The 14,543-nt window shown below is 64.7% G+C and carries 13 protein-coding genes; 8 read left to right on the forward strand and 5 right to left on the reverse strand.

Going from position 1 to position 14,543, the window contains the following annotated elements:
- Position 1 precedes the first annotated feature (1 nt).
- Positions 2-1,495, forward strand: coding sequence for a 2-oxo acid dehydrogenase subunit E2 (locus tag AB4Y73_RS18050; RefSeq protein WP_441873610.1), 1,494 nt, complete (start codon positions 2-4; stop codon positions 1,493-1,495).
- Positions 1,488-2,117 (forward strand): phosphatase PAP2 family protein, encoded by a 630-nt coding sequence (locus tag AB4Y73_RS18055; RefSeq protein WP_441873612.1) that lies wholly within the window; start codon positions 1,488-1,490, stop codon positions 2,115-2,117. The genes AB4Y73_RS18050 and AB4Y73_RS18055 overlap by 8 nt, the downstream gene beginning before the upstream one ends.
- A gap of 14 nt (positions 2,118-2,131) precedes the next feature.
- On the opposite strand, the gene AB4Y73_RS18060 is transcribed toward AB4Y73_RS18055, so the two are convergent.
- The 5 genes from AB4Y73_RS18060 to AB4Y73_RS18080 all read right to left on the reverse strand — a co-directional run bounded on the left by AB4Y73_RS18060 (position 2,132) and on the right by AB4Y73_RS18080 (position 6,139).
- Entirely contained in the window at positions 2,132-2,479 is a 348-nt protein-coding gene (locus tag AB4Y73_RS18060) for a hypothetical protein (RefSeq protein ID WP_441873614.1), read from the reverse strand.
- A 152-nt stretch (positions 2,480-2,631) separates the two neighbouring features.
- Positions 2,632-3,060, reverse strand: a complete 429-nt coding sequence (locus tag AB4Y73_RS18065) for a universal stress protein (RefSeq protein WP_441873616.1) — start codon at positions 3,058-3,060, stop codon at positions 2,632-2,634.
- 52 nt (positions 3,061-3,112) lie between these two features.
- Positions 3,113-4,417 carry an aminotransferase-like domain-containing protein gene (locus AB4Y73_RS18070; RefSeq protein ID WP_441873618.1) on the reverse strand — a complete coding sequence of 435 codons (1,305 nt, stop codon included), beginning with the start codon at positions 4,415-4,417 and terminating at the stop codon, positions 3,113-3,115.
- Positions 4,418-4,480: 63 nt separating this feature from the next.
- Complete coding sequence (locus tag AB4Y73_RS18075) at positions 4,481-5,332, reverse strand: GerMN domain-containing protein (RefSeq protein ID WP_441873620.1); 852 nt, start codon at positions 5,330-5,332, stop codon at positions 4,481-4,483.
- Positions 5,333-5,569: 237 nt separating this feature from the next.
- Positions 5,570-6,139: an NAD(P)H-dependent oxidoreductase gene (locus AB4Y73_RS18080; RefSeq protein WP_441873622.1), complete on the reverse strand. Its 570-nt coding sequence runs from the start codon at positions 6,137-6,139 to the stop codon at positions 5,570-5,572.
- 119 nt (positions 6,140-6,258) lie between these two features.
- Between AB4Y73_RS18080 and AB4Y73_RS18085 the strand changes: the two genes are divergently transcribed.
- The 6 genes from AB4Y73_RS18085 (at position 6,259) to AB4Y73_RS18110 (ending at position 14,401) form a co-directional block, all read left to right on the forward strand.
- Positions 6,259-6,867, forward strand: a complete 609-nt coding sequence (locus tag AB4Y73_RS18085) for a TetR/AcrR family transcriptional regulator (RefSeq protein WP_441873624.1) — start codon at positions 6,259-6,261, stop codon at positions 6,865-6,867.
- 364 nt (positions 6,868-7,231) lie between these two features.
- Entirely contained in the window at positions 7,232-8,215 is a 984-nt protein-coding gene (locus AB4Y73_RS18090) for an ABC transporter permease (RefSeq protein WP_441873626.1), read from the forward strand.
- 2 nt (positions 8,216-8,217) lie between these two features.
- Entirely contained in the window at positions 8,218-9,192 is a 975-nt protein-coding gene (locus tag AB4Y73_RS18095; RefSeq protein ID WP_441873628.1) for an ABC transporter permease, read from the forward strand.
- Positions 9,189-11,426, forward strand: coding sequence for a dipeptide ABC transporter ATP-binding protein (locus AB4Y73_RS18100; protein ID WP_441873630.1), 2,238 nt, complete (start codon positions 9,189-9,191; stop codon positions 11,424-11,426). Before AB4Y73_RS18095 ends, AB4Y73_RS18100 begins: the two co-directional genes overlap by 4 nt.
- Before the next feature lie 49 nt (positions 11,427-11,475).
- Complete coding sequence (locus tag AB4Y73_RS18105) at positions 11,476-13,197, forward strand: ABC transporter family substrate-binding protein (RefSeq protein ID WP_441873632.1); 1,722 nt, start codon at positions 11,476-11,478, stop codon at positions 13,195-13,197.
- 133 nt (positions 13,198-13,330) lie between these two features.
- Positions 13,331-14,401, forward strand: coding sequence for a Gfo/Idh/MocA family protein (locus AB4Y73_RS18110; RefSeq protein ID WP_441873634.1), 1,071 nt, complete (start codon positions 13,331-13,333; stop codon positions 14,399-14,401).
- The last annotated feature ends 142 nt before the right edge of the window (positions 14,402-14,543 follow it).

A 14,543-nucleotide genomic window follows, 5' to 3' on the forward strand; every position in this document is an offset into this window, starting at 1 on the left:
CATGACGCTCAACAAGTTCAACCTGCCCGACGTGGGCGAAGGCCTGACCGAGGCGGAAATCGTCGCGTGGAAGGTTAAGCCGGGTGACACGGTGGCCGTCAACGACGTCCTGTGCGAGATCGAGACCGCCAAGTCACTCGTTGAACTGCCGTCCCCCTTCGCCGGCACCGTCACTGAGCTCCTGGTCTCCGAAGGCGTGACCATCGACGTCGGAACGGCCATCATCAGCGTCTCGGATGCCGTCTCCGGTGACCCCACCCCCGCTGATGTTCCTGCTCCGGCCACCCCGGTACAGCCGCTGTACGGGAAGCTTCCAGCGGACGACGGCGACACTTCCGGTGGTGCCCCGGCCGGCGGTCCCCTGGTGGGATCGGGGCCCAAGGCGGACGCCGTCAAGCGCCGCCCGCGGAGGCCGGCGCCCGCCGATTCCGTGTCGCGCAACGCCCCGGAGGTGGAGCCGGTCCAGCCGCACACACCCGCTGAAGTCTCCGGAAGGCGGCAAGGGACTGCGGCAGGAACTGCCAGCCAGGCCGAGGGCCAGACCGCCGTCGTCGATACCCGGCCTACGTTCGGCGGAACCATCACCGGCCTGGTGAACCGGGTCCTCGCCAAGCCGCCGGTCCGCAAAATCGCCCGCGACCTGGGAATCGACCTCGCCGATGTGGTGGCCACGGGCTTCCGCGGCGAAGTCACGCGCGAGGACCTGGTCAGCTACCAGGCCCAGCGCGATGCCGAACACGACAAGGCAGACGGCTTCTGGGGCAAGGCCGGCAAGCCCCAGGACCAGCGGATCGAACGCATTCCCGTCAAGGGCGTCCGCAAGGCCACCGCCAAGGCCATGGTGGAATCGGCCTTCGCGGCTCCGCACGTCAGCATCTTCGTTGACGTTGACGCCAGCCGCACCATGGAATTCGTCAAGCGGCTGAAGGCCTCACGCGACTTCGAGGGGATCAGGGTTTCACCGCTGCTGATCCTGGCCAAGGCCGTCATCTGGGCCGCAGCCAGGAACCCCAGCGTCAATGCCACGTGGGTGGACAACGTGGACGGGAAGGACACCGCCGAAATCCAGGTCAAGCACTACATGAACCTTGGCATCGCCGCGGCCACCCCGCGCGGGCTGATGGTGCCGAACATCAAGGACGCCCAGGACCTCTCGCTCAAGGACCTGGCGCTGGCCTTGAACAACCTGGCCACCACCGCACGTGCGGGCAAGACGCAGCCCGCCGAAATGCAGGGCGGAACGCTGACCATCACGAACATCGGTGCGCTCGGGATCGACACCGGAACGCCCATCATCAACCCCGGTGAAGTGGCCATTGTGGCCTTCGGAACCATCAAACAGAAGCCCTGGGTGCTGGACGGCGAAGTCATTCCGCGCTGGATCACCACCCTGGGCGGGTCATTCGACCACCGCGTGGTTGACGGTGACCTGTCCGCCCGCTTCATGGCCGACGTCGCTGCCATCCTCGAGGAGCCGGCGCTCCTCCTTGACTAGGGATTCCAAGGCAGCGAGCCCGGCCTCGATCCGTGCCAGGAACCGGGCCGCAAGATGGCTGACCGAGGTGTTCCAGCCGCCGGTGGTGGTGACGCTGCAGTTGCTCGTCAGCCCAGTGATCGAGCCGGGTTTCCCGGGGACCATTGGCTACGGGGCACTTGCTGCCCTCTTTGTCTGTGTGCTGCCTCTTTTCCTGCTGCTCATCCTCGTGCGGCTGGGCAAGGTCACGGACCACCATGTCAGCGACCGTCACCAGCGGGCGCCCGTGCTGCTCATGGCGCTGGTGTGTGTCATCGCCGGACTGGTGGTGTTGGCTGCCGTCGGGTCGCCGCGCAGTGTCGTGGTGATGGTGCTCGGCATCGTGGCGGGGATCGTTGTGCTGGCAGCCGTCAGCCCGTTCTGGAAGATCAGCGGGCACGCAGCCGCGGTGTCGTCCGCGGCGGCAATTTTCGTTCTCATGCTCGGTCCGGCGTGGCTGCCGCTGATGGTGCTGATTCCCGCCGTCGGCTGGTCCAGAGTTGTCCTGCGCGCCCACACCCTCGCCCAGGTGGTTGCGGGCTCCCTGTTCGGCGGCCTGGTGATGGCCGGACTGTGGGTGATCCTGCGGGGCTGGCTTCTATAACTGAGGGCCGTTATTTAGTACCCGTAGGCGGAGTAGGCCGTGAGCATCTCGAGCATTTCGGGGCTCCCCGCCCACGTTCCGGTCAGGGCCGCCGATGTTCCGAAGAGCAGGCCGCCGAGGATCACGGCGACGGTTGCGACGCCGGCAAAGAACTTCCGGTCCTCGTACAGGACACTGCGGATGGTGGCCGGCAGGCGGAGGTCCGGGGCGATGAGGTTGGGCGCGCTGTCCACGGAGCCGTCATCCAGGAGCGCAACGACCCGCCCGGTGCCGCGGTCCAGGCGCATCGAGCAGATGTGATTGCCGTGACGGGCGAGGAGAATGTCATGGCCAACAAGCTGCCGGCGCTGGAGAGTGAGCAAGGGGGCCCCTTTTACTGAAGTGGAAAGTGATTGTCCGCTCCGTTGAGGGCACTTCCATTTTATCGTCCGGTGGTGGCTGAATCCGGCCGAAAAGGGGTGAGAACGGACACCATGCACGTGCGCGGTGGCGGTGCATGGTGTCCGGCTGCCTGTCAGTCGGCGTCGTAGGTGTTGGCGATGTAGACGTCGCAGGTGGCGTTGTGCGCGACGCTGTTGGCGACGCTGCCCAGCACGCGGCCGATGCCGCGCATCCGGCGGTTTCCCACCACGATCATTTTGGCGCCGAGGCGTTCGGCTTCGTTGATCAGGGCTTCTGCCGGCTTGCCGCGGGCGGCAGAGTAGGTCACTTTGACGCTACCAGCGAGGGAATCGGCCACAGTTTTGGCCACGTGTTCAGCGCCGTCGGCGTCGGAAACGATCCACTGATCGCTGCCGGAACCGAAAACTTCGGTGCGGTCGCTGTCGAAGGCTGAGACCACGTGCAGTGAGCCTCCGATGGCGACGGCCAGATCCCGGGCCGATTCGGCTGCCTTCTTGGCAGTTCCGCTGCCATCAACGCCTACAACGATAATTCCGCTCATGCTTTGCACTCCTTGCTAGAGATGAAGTTGGCCGTACTCAGTCTCGCCAACGTTACAACGCCGCGAGGCTTTCCCGCAGTACCCCGGCCAGGCGTCGGACGCCCTCCTCGATGGCGGCCGGGGGGACCGCGCTGAAGGCCAGCCTCAGCTTGTTGGAGGGTTCATCGGACGGAGTGAAGGCAGCCCCCGGGATAAAGACGACGCCGGCGTCGATGGCCTGCTGCAGGAGGGGATAGGTGTCCACGCCTTCCGGCAGGGTCACCCACACGAAGAAGCCGCCCTCGGGACTGGTCCAGGTAGCGCCTGGGGGCATGTGTGTTTCGAGGGCAGTCAGCATCGCCGCACAGCGTTCGGCGTACAGGCCCCGGTAGGTTTCGATCTGGCCCCTCCAGTCATAGTCCCGCAGGTAGGCGGACACCAGCATCTGATTGAACGCGGGCGGGCACAAGGTAACGGACTCCGACGCCAGGTAGTAGCGCCGCTGGAGGTGTTCGGGCACCAGTGCCCAACCGATGCGCAGGCCCGGGGCAAAGATCTTCGAAAAGGAGCCCAGGTAGATCACATCGGCGGGGTTGGCTGCGCGGAGGGGCTCCAGCGGCTGGCCCTGGTACCGAAGGAGACCGTACGGGTTGTCTTCAAGCACAATAATATTCGCTTTGCGGCATATATCTACTATCCGCTGCCTGCGCCCCGCGGCCAGGGTAATTCCGGAAGGGTTGTTGAAGTTGGGAATGGTGTACAGCAGCTTGACGTTTTTCCCGGCAGTCTGGAGTGCTGCGATCCTGGCCTCCAACAGCTCAGGCACCAGGCCGTCGTCGTCCATTTCAACGGTGGCGACCTCCACCTGGTACGCCTCGAAGGTGTTGAGGGCTCCCACGTACGTGGGGTTCTCCACCAGCACTACGTCGCCGGGATTGCAGAAGAGCTTGGTGGCCACGTCCTGGGCTGACTGGGAGCCGGCGGTAATCACCACGTTCTGCGGGAGGGCGTCCAGGATTCCCTCGGCGGCCATGACCTCGCAGATCTGGGTGCGGAGTTCTTCCGTGCCCTGGCCGCCGCCATACTGCAGGGCGGTCAGGCCGTCCTTGGCGATGATGTTGGCAGCGGTGGCGGCCAGGCGTTCCAGGGGGAGGGACTGCAGATAGGGGCTGCCCCCGGCGAGGGACACGAGGCCCGGGCGCAGGGAGATGTCGAAAACGTCGCGGACAGCGGATTGCTTAATGTTGGCTGCGCGCGCGGAAAAGAGGGCCTCATGTGGGTGGGCCGAGCGGTGGGCGGACGTTGCCGCGCGCTCGATGGCGTCAATGGCTTCGGCTGGAAGCGGCGCTGCTGCAGCGTCAAGCGTTTCGTGGGTCACATGCTCAGGATACAGCCGCAGGTTGCTAATAGGGCAACATCTGTTGCATAGATGCCCGACGCGTCACTTGAGGCTGAGGGCGTCCGCCAGTCCCACGCCATTGACGTAGACGTCCGCGCGGATGGCGCCGACTGCCGCCACGGCGGTTTGCGTGAGCTGCGCCTCGACCCTGGGGATGTCGCACACTCCGCCCGGCCGGAGCACGCCGGAGAGGTAGACGGTAACGGTGGAGCCGTCGAACGTGCCGGAAAGGAACGTCAGGGTTGAGGCTGACAGGGCGTTATAGAGCCCGGGCGCAGGCTCGGCGGATCCGTCCAGCAGCGCATTCATGGCGGCGGGCAGCGGATCGGCCGGTCCGGCAGCGGAGCGGCGCAGGCCTGCCAGGCTGTCATTGCAGCCAAAGCGCACACCTTTCGCACCGCCGTCATCCAGCAGTACGTAGTAAGCGGTGACCGGCCTGCCGGTGGCCTGCTTGGCATCCGGACGCTCGAACAATGTGGCCGGCGGCGGGGCGGAGACCTCAGGTGCGGGCGACGGCCTTGGTGCGGTGGAGGCGTTCGTGCCCGGTCCAGTCCCCGCGCCGGGTCCAGTCCCCGCCGCGGGCGCTTGGCCTGTACTGCTGCCGGTTTCTGGAGTGCCCGCGCGGCCGGAGGGCCAGGGGGACTGTTGGTTGGGGAACTGCGGCGTGGCGGTCCCGGTTTCAGTCGACGCTGCCACGGACGGGGGAGGTGCCTGCGGCTGGGGAGCCGGTACCGGAACTGCCCCGGGCGTCTCTATGGGTTCAACCGCGGTGATCCCGGCGGGGACGCCACCGACGGAAGGAGCCGGGCCCGGAGTGCAAGAGCCCAGCCATAGGGGCAGCGTCAGCACCGCCGTCGTCGCAATCAGCCCCCCGGCCCTCCGCCTGCCTGCCATGTCCGCGCCGTATTCCCATCACCCTGCATCACGAGCACCTACCCGCTGCGTACCGTGCAATTAACGCTACGGCGGTCTCCTGGCCGTGAGAGTGCAGGCCCGGTATCGGTTCGGCCAAGAGTTGGTCACGTAGCGGACGCCTGCGAGGTAACAAGAGACGTCAGGACAGGCCGATGCCCCGGGCACCTGGTGGTGTCCGGGGCATCGGCGGCATTCTGGCTCGCGCCAGCGGAAGTCTTAAGCTGCGGGCTGGGCTGCCGGCTGCGCGGCGGTGATTACATCGAAGACGCCCTTGATCTGTTCAACAACTTCGGCGTCGTCCTTCGGGTGCAGTTCGGCGAAGCGGACCAGGGAGCCGGGAACGGCGAGCTTGGCGTCCTCGAGGACCTGGGCGCCGGCGATGCCGACGGCTTTGCGGGCTTCGTCCTGGGCCCAGACGCCGCCGAACTGACCGAACGCGGAACCCACGACGGCGGTGGGCTTGCCGGTGAGGGCGCCTGCGCCGTAGGGGCGGGACAGCCAGTCAATGGCGTTCTTCAGTGCTGCGGGCAGGGTGCCGTTGTACTCCGGGGTGACCAGCAGGAGGGTGTCGGCCTCGTTGGCTGCGGCGCGCAGGGCTGCTGCTGCTGCGGGAACCTGGCCCTCGACGTCGATGTCCTCGTTGTAGAACGGGATGTTGCCCAGGCTTTCGTGGATGACAACGTCAACCTGCTCCGGAGCGTTGAGCTGGATGGCTTCTGCCAGCTTCTGGTTGGTGGATTCGGCGCGCAGGCTGCCAACAAGGGTAAGGACGGTGTTCTTTGACATACGAACTCCTGTAGTCGGGCCGGGGTGGGCCACCGGCCGGTGGTAAGGGGGCTTTACTGCCTCTGAGATCTAAACGGACTGCGGTCCGATTAATATTCCCGGCAGCTAGGATGTGGACTGTGAGTTACATCCCATTGCGGCCAGGATCGCTTGCCGGCCCAGTCACGGAGCGGAGCGATGCGGCGCGGAACCGGGAGCGCCTGCTGGATGCTGCCCGTGAACTGATCGCCGAGTGCGGCGTGGATTCCCTCACCATGGACAGGCTGGCCGGGCGGGCGGGGGTGGGCAAGGGAACTGTTTTCCGAAGGTTCGGTAGCCGGACCGGCCTGATGATGACCCTGCTGAGCGACTCCGAAGCCGCTTTCCAGGCCCGGTTCATGTTTGGTCCGCCACCACTGGGGCCCGGGGCTCCAGGCCTGGAGAGGCTGATCGCCTTTGGTTCGGCGCGGATCGAGTACGTCCTTGAGCACGGGGATCTGGTGCGCGCTGCGGAAAGTTCAGTGCAGAGCAGGTATGAGGTGCCCGCGGCACTGCTGTGGCAGCGCCATGTCGAAGTGCTGCTGCGCGAGGAAGGCATGGCGGCGGACCCTGCGCTGATGGCCATGACGCTCATCTCCACCCTTGACCCGGAGCGGCTGCTGCATGCGGTCCGGGTGCAGGGCTTGGCGCCCGAGCGGCTCATGTCTACGTGGCGTGAACTTGTCACGCGGGTTGTCGGCGGCCGTTAGAATAGCCACATTGGCTGTCATCGTCCAGTCAAATCGATTCTCCTGAGTTGTTCATAACGATCTGATACGGGGCGGGCGGTTTCCGTCAGTTAGCGTCTTTCCGGCTTCGTCTATGTGGTAGTTTCCTCTGGAATGTGACCCGCAACATAGTCCACTACCCGGGCTGGCTTGCGACGGTCGCTGGGGGCCAGCGGTGCGCTGGTGAACACCCGGGAGCCGCGAGACCCGCGGGGCGGCCGGGAAATTGGAAGGATCTGGAACATGGATGCAGTCAAGGCAAGCACTCGGTGGCCAACCCGGGGCGAACCCCTGGGATGTTCTTGCGCAGTCCAGGCGGCGGCTTCGAGCCTGAAGTAGACCGCACATGCTCCGGTACCTAGCCAAACGCGGCATCACTTACGTTTTTATGATCTTCCTGACCACTTCGGCCGGATACTTCCTGGCGGTCAGTTCCCTCAAACCGGCCCTGCTGGAACAGGAGCGGATTCCCCGCCCCACCCCCGAGCAGGTGGCCAATTCCATGCGCCTGAAGGGCCTGGACCCGGATCTCAGCCCCTGGGACCGCTACCTTGAGTGGCTCACCTCGATCGTCACGCGTTGGGATTGGGGACGCAGCCCCAACGGCGCCTTTATTAACGCTGAGTTCGGCGAACGCGTCTGGATATCCACCCGGCTGTTCCTCGCCGCCATCATCCTGACGCTGGTCATCGGCGTCGCCCTCGGTGTGTACTCGGCCGCCCGCCAATACAAATTCCAGGACCGGGTGATCACCTCCTACAGCTATCTCGCGTACATCGTGCCGGCACCCATCGCCTACTTCCTGGTGCAGCTCGGTGCCATCAATATCAACGAGACTGTGGGCGCACGCGTCTTCTTCGTCACCGGCATCTCCACGCCCGGCATGGCACCGGGCTGGGCGCAGTTTGTGGACATGCTGGCGCACTATGCGGTTCCGACCATTGCCATCACGCTGGTGGGCTGGGGTTCCTACCAGATCGCGCAGCGGCAGTACCTGCTGGACAACGTCAACGCGGATTTCGTCCGTACCGCCCGAGCCAAAGGGCTGACCCGTAATCAGGCCATTTCCCGGCACGCCCTTCGGGTCTCCTTCATCCCGGTGGCCCAAAGCATCGCCTTCACCGTCCCCGCCATTTTCGCCGGCGGCTTCTTCGCGGAGAAGATCTTTGCCTGGCCCGGCGTGGGCTCGTGGAGCATCGACGCCATTTCGCTGCAGGACGTCAATGCCGCAACGGCCACCCTGGCCTACGGCTCCGTCATCTTCGCCATCGGTGCCATCCTCGCGGACTTCGCCACAACGCTTGTCGACCCGAGAGTGCGGGTGCAGTAGCCATGACCAACCTCAATGCCGTTGATGCGGCAGCCGTCGCGCAGGACGCACACCTGGAGAGCGCCGACGCCGTCATCGGCAAATCCACCATCATCTTCCGCCGTTTTATGCGGAACAGGACCGCGGTCGCAGGGCTGGCGATCTTCCTGGCCCTGACCATCTTCTCTTTCGTCGGCGGCTATTTCACACCGTGGGACAAAGAAACCATCGATCCCTTCAACATCGGCATGCCGCCCTCCGGTGACCACTTCCTGGGCACCTCCCAGGCAGGCATCGATCTTTACGCCATGACCGTTGAGGGGACCCGCATCTCCCTCCTCATCGGCCTGATTGTGGGCCTCGTGTCCGTCCTGATCGCTGCCGTTTACGGCTGCACCATGGCCTACTTCGGCGGGAAAGTGGACAAAGTGATGCTCTTTGTCCTTGAGGCGCTCATCATGATGCCGGCCCTGTTGGTGGTGGCCGTGGCCACCAGCGGTGGCGGGGACACTTTGAAGAAGAACCTCCCCAGCTGGCTCCTGCTGATCATCGTGCTCCTGGTCTTCAGCTGGATGGGCACGGCCAGGCTGATCCGTTCCCTGTCCATGTCACTCATGCAGCGTGACTTCGTCAAGGCCGCCCAGTACATGGGCGTCCCGCCGCGCAGGATCGTCTGGCGGCACCTGGTTCCCAACATCGGTTCGCTGCTTGTCCTGGACATCACCCGCGGCGTCACCGGCGCCATTCTCGCGGAGGTGGCCTTCTCCTTCATCGGCATCGGCATCAAACTTCCCGATGTCAGCCTGGGCGTGCTGATCGGCGGCGCCACATCCCAGGTCCAAACCTTCCCATGGATGTTCTGGGTTCCGCTGACGGTGATGTTCCTGCTCACGGGGTCCCTGGCGATGATGAACGACGGCCTGCGTGACGCCTTCGACCCCAGCTCCAGTTCCGTTGGCCGGGCAAAAAAGAAGAGCGGACAGAGGACCGGCAAATGAGCAACGAAACCACCATCGGCCCGGCTGACCCGGCCGGCGCAACGGCCGAACGGCTTCACGTCGCGGGTCTCCACTCGCCGTCGGACGCTGTGCTCTCCGTCCGGGAGCTGAAGGTCAGCTTCAACTCCGAAAACGGCTCAGTGCACGCGGTCCGCGGTGTCGACTTTGACCTGATGCCCGGCAAGACGCTGGGAATCGTGGGGGAGTCCGGTTCCGGCAAGTCGGTCACGTCGCTGGCTATCATGGGCCTGCTGCCGTCCACCGCGGAGATCTCCGGCTCAGTCCGGCTCAAGGGCCGGGAACTGCTGGGCCTTAGCGACAAGGCCATGTGCGCCTACCGCGGCAATGACATCGCCATGGTGTTCCAGGACCCGCTGTCCTCCCTGACCCCGGTCTACACGGTCGGAGCCCAGATCACCGAGGCCCTCACCATCCACAACCCCGGCATGAGCAAACAGGCTAAAGAGGCACGCGCCGTCGAACTGTTGGCCATGGTGGGCATCCCCAGCCCGAAGAACCGGCTCAAGGCCTTCCCGCACGAGTTCTCCGGCGGCATGCGCCAGCGCGTGATGATTGCCATCGCCATCGCCAACAACCCGCGCGTCCTGATCGCTGATGAGCCGACGACGGCACTGGACGTCACCATCCAGGCCCAGGTGCTTGAGGTGCTGCATACGGCGCAGGAGGAGACGGGCGCCGCCGTCGTCATGATCACGCACGATCTTGGCGTGGTGGCGGGGATGGCCGACGACATCCTGGTCATGTACGCGGGAAAGCCGGTGGAAACCGGCCGCGTGGACGACATTTACTACAACCCGCGCATGCCCTACACGATGGGCCTGCTCGGGGCCGTCCCCAGGGTTGACGTATCGGAGAAATCCACGCTGGTACCCATCGACGGCATCCCGCCCAACCTGCTCCACACCCCCACCGGCTGCGCCTTCGCCCCCCGGTGCCCGCTGGTGACCGACGCCTGCCTGGCCGGGGAGCCGCCCCTGCTGCCCGCCGACGGCGACGCCGCGCACAAGGCCGCCTGCATCAGGTCCGAAGAACTCGGCGCAGGTGTCAACGTCCTGGAAATCTTCTCGGCCCCGCCGGTTCCCGTCTCCCGGTTCGACGCCATCCCCCGCAGCGAACGCTCAACCGTCCTGGAGCTTAAGGACGTCCGGAAGCACTTCCCGCTGACCAAGGGCGCCCTCCTCAAACGGCGCATCGGTACGGTTAAAGCAGTGGACGGCCTGAGCTTCGACATCCGGGAAGGGGAGTGCTTCTCCATCGTGGGGGAGTCCGGCTCCGGGAAAACCACCACCCTCCTGGAAATCATGGAGTTCCACCAGGACCAGGACGGCGAGGTGGTCATCGGCGGCATCAGCAACAAACAGGCCGCCGATGCCAAGTCCAAGGGTGCCATGCGCAGGGAAATGCAGATGGTCTTCCAGGACCCCACCGGGGCACTCGATCCCCGCTTCACGGTCTATGAGGTCCTGGCCGAGCCGCTCCAGAACGCGGGCATGGATAAACAGGCCATTAAGAAGCGCATCATGGAACTGATGAAGCTTGTGGGGCTGCAGCCTGACCATGTCAACCGCTTCCCCAACCAGTTCTCCGGCGGCCAACGCCAGCGCGTGGGCATTGCCCGGGCCCTGGCCGTGAATCCGAAGCTGGTGGTCCTGGACGAGCCGGTGTCCGCGCTGGATGTTTCCGTGCAGGCCGGAGTCATCAACCTGCTGGACAAGCTCCGCGCCGAACTGGGCCTCAGTTACCTGATGGTGGCCCACGATCTCTCGGTGGTCCGGCACATCTCGAACCGGGTGGCGGTGATGTACCTCGGCAAGATTGTGGAGATCGGCGAGGTGCACAGGGTCTTTGACAACCCCCGCCACCCGTACACCCGGGCGCTACTGTCCGCCATCCCCGTTCCGGACCCTCAGTTCGAGCGCACCAGGGAGCGGATCATCCTCAGGGGGGATTTGCCGTCCCCGCTGGATGCCCCCAAGGGCTGCAACTTCGCCACGCGGTGCCCCGTCTTCGCGGCACTTCCGGCGGCGAAACAGGAAAAGTGCCTGACCCTTGAGCCGCCACTCGAAGCTGTCCGGCCCTCGCCGGCAGTGCAAGCCCTGGAAGCCGGCCCCACGGTTGCCCTGGACCAGCAGTTCGCCTGCTTCTACCCGGACGGCGAACTGGATGAGGACATGCTCGTGGTCCACGAGGCGGCGGACCCCAGTGCACCCTAGGTTTAACAGACCCATCACAAGCACCACCCGCACCTATGAAGGGACAACAATGAGGAATCTGACCAAGATCGGCGGAGCCGCGGCCATTGCCGCAGCCCTGACGCTGACGGCCTGCGGCGGCGGGGGCACTCCCTCCGGCCCGGAAACGGCCAAGGGGCAGGAAGCGGGCAGCGATCTGTCCAAGCTCATCAGCATCAACGAGAAACCAGCCGCGGATCTTGAGCAGGGCGGCAAGGTCACCCTGCCGCTGGGCAACATTGGGCCGGACTTCAACGGCTTCTCCAACAACGGCAACAGCTCCGACAACTCGGCGTTGATGGCTTCGATCAACCCCGTGGCGGTGACGGGCGGCGGCATCGGCGGCTGCTGGAAGGTCAACTTCGAGGGCAAGTCCTCCCCCAACAAGGACTTCTGCGAATCTGTGGAAAGCAAGGTGGTGGACGGCAAGCAGACCATCACCATCAAGGTCAATGACAAGGCCACCTTTAACGATGGCACCCCCATTGATGTCAAGGCGTTCCAGAACACCTGGAACGTCCTCAAGAGCCCGGATGCCGGCTACGACATTGTCAGCTCCGGAGCCTACGAATTTGTTGAGTCCGTAGAGGCCGGCAGCAGCGCCAAGGAAGTGATCGTCAAGCTCAAGCAGCCGGTATACCCGCTGGACGCGCTCTTCTTTGGCCTTATCCACCCGGCAGTGAACACCCCGGCAATCTTCAACGAAGGTTTTGTGGGCAACATGCATCCGGAGTGGATGGCCGGTCCCTTTAAGGTGGAGCAGTACGACACCGCGGCCAAGACCGTCTCGCTGGTTCCCAACGAGAAGTGGTGGGGCACCAAGCCGGTCCTGGAAAAGGTGGTGTTCCGCCAGCTGGAAACCAGCGCCCAGATCGCGGCCTTCAAGAACGGCGAGATCGATGCCATGTCCGCGAACACCATCGCGCTGTACAAGCAGCTTGAAGGCAGCGCCAACTCTGAGGTCCGCCGCGGCCAGCGGTTGTTCGCCGGCGGCATGAACATCAACGCTCAGCGAATTTCGGATGTGGCCGTCCGCAAGGCGATCTTCGCGGCAGTCGACCGTGAGGCCCTCCGCAAGGTGCGCTTCAACGGCCTGAACTGGGAAGAGCCCAGCTCAGGTTCCATGATGCTGTTGCCCTTCTCCGATTACTACCAGGACAACTACCCCGTTAAGGAAACCGGCCCGGACGCCGCCAAGAAGGTTCTCACGGACGCTGGCTACAAGGCGAACGCAAGCGGCGTCATGGAGAAGGACGGCAAGCCCGCGGCCTTCAAGATCAGCAACTTCGGCGACGACCCCACCACCCTGGCCTTCGCGCAGACCCTCCAGAACCAGCTCAAAGCCGGCGGCATGGACGTGGGAATCGACCAGCGCGCCTCCGCTGACTTTGGTAAGGTCCTGGGCTCCCGTGAGTTCGACATGAGTATCTCGGGCTACACGGTTGGCCCGGATGCGACCGATGCCGTCAAGCAGTACTACGACTCCAAGGTCAACGAAAACAAGCTGGGCGACCCGGAACTGGACAAGAAGATCGCCGACCTGGCCTCCATCGAGGACAACGCCGCCCGTAACAAGGCAGCGATGGACGTTGAAAAGGAGCACATGGCGAAGTACTTCTCCATGGGTGTGGTGATGAACGGCCCGCAGATCTCCTTCGTCCGCACCGGCCTGGCCAACTACGGCCCGTCCCTGTTCCAGAGCCTGTCCCAGGTGCCGGACTGGAGCACCCTCGGCTGGGAAAAGAAGAAGTAATACCCTCCCTGTAACGCTCTCTCACTTAATGTGGGGTTTCTGCCGGCGCTCTCTCACTTTCCTTACGAAAGTGAGAGAGCGTTTGGTTTTAGCACACATTATGTGAGAGGGCGTTAGGGGTACGGTACTGCCTATGACCTCGACTGAACCTGAACGCACCATCCGGACTGCCGTCGTTGGCTACGGCCTCTCGGGCAGCGTCTTCCACGCGCCGCTCATTGCGGCGGATCCCCGCTACTCGCTGAACGTCATCGCAACGTCCGACGCCGGCCGGCAGTCTGCGGCGACGCAGCGGTACCCGGGCGTCAAAACAGTGCGCGACGGCGATGCTGTCCTTGAGCTCGCCGGTGATCTTGACCTTGTGGTGCTGGGGACCCCGCCGGCTACCCATTTTCCGCTGGCGAAGGCGGCGCTGGAGGCGGGACTGGACGTTGTGGTGGACAAGCCATTCGTTATCAGCAGCGCCCAGGGCCGGGAACTGATCGCCGTGGCGGAGCGGCTGGGCCGGGTGCTCACGGTGTTCCAGAACCGGCGCTGGGACGGCGATTTCCTGACTGTCCGTAAGCTCCTGGCCGGGGAAGCATTGGGCAGTGTCGCGCGCTTCGAGTCAAGCTTCGAGCGCTGGTCGCCGGCGATTTCCAAGGCATGGAAGGCCAGTGCCACGGCGGCGGACGGCGGCGGCGTGCTGTTCGACCTCGGCACGCATCTGATCGATCAGGCACTGCAGCTGTTCGGCCCGGCCAGGGTGGTTCATGCGGAACTTGAGATCCGGCGCCCCGAGGAGAAGGCCGACGACGACGCGTTCGTCGTCCTGCGGCACGAGTCGGGAGTCCTCAGCCATCTGGCCATGAACATGCTGTGCGCCCAACAGGGCCCGAGGTTCCGCATTCTGGGCTCCACCGGGGCCTTCACCAAACATGGCGTGGATCCCCAGGAGCCCTACATTGTGGCCGGCGGAGGGCCGCTGGATGCCGACTACGGCGTCGAGGCACCCGAGTGGTCAGGGAAGCTGGGCCGTGACGGCCACCTCGACGCGCTGCCGACGGAGCGAGGTGCCTACCCGGAGTTTTACCGGATCCTCGCGGAAAAAATCCTCGACGGCGGCGCAGGGTCCGCGCTGCCGCTGCCCGTAAACCCGGCAGACGCCGTCGACGTCCTGACAATCATCGAGTCAGCCCGCGAAGCCGCATCCGCGAACCCTTGAAATTGTGTGAGGTGAGTCACTAGGGTCTGGTGTTGCGGGTGTTACCCCATTGCTGGGCGGGGTACCCGTAAGGATCCGGGCAACAGCCCTCAGGATCGTGAACCAGGACTCTTGCCAGTGGACGTGGCTACCGCTTTTGCCG

Source organism: Pseudarthrobacter sp. TAF60_1, assembly GCF_052113505.1.
Taxonomy (GTDB): domain Bacteria; phylum Actinomycetota; class Actinomycetes; order Actinomycetales; family Micrococcaceae; genus Arthrobacter.